Origin of the sequence: Duganella violaceipulchra (genome assembly GCF_019166075.1) — a bacterium.
Lineage (GTDB): Bacteria > Pseudomonadota > Gammaproteobacteria > Burkholderiales > Burkholderiaceae_D > Rugamonas > Rugamonas violaceipulchra.
Window position 1 is genome coordinate 1 of the sequence record NZ_JAHTGR010000161.1, and the last position, 337, is coordinate 337.

1 protein-coding gene is annotated in these 337 nt (G+C 70.3%); it reads left to right on the forward strand.

Features of this window, described 5'->3' with window-relative positions:
* Positions 1–337: hypothetical protein (locus tag KVP70_RS33490; protein ID WP_217946740.1), on the forward strand; the 337-nt coding region annotated here is incomplete at both ends.

Below are 337 nucleotides of genomic sequence, written 5' to 3' on the forward strand. Positions count from 1 at the left end.
GCCGCCGGCAGCCTGAACAACGATGGCGGCCAGATCGCCACGCTGAAGGACAGCGGCGCCAGCATCGTCATCGCCAGCCAGAGCATGAGCAACCAGGGCGGCAGCGTGCTGGCCAGTGGCGACGCCACGCTGGCGGTCGCCGGCGCCGTCAACAACGCGCGCGGGACGATCCAGGCGCAACGCGACCTGCAATTGACGGCGGGCGGCGCGCTCAATAACGCGAGCGGCGTGATCGAAGCCGTCACGGCGGCCAGCAGCCTGACGCTGCTGGCGAGTACGATCGACAACAGCGCCGGCCGTGTGGTCAACGTCGGCACGGGCGCGGCTACGGTGAACG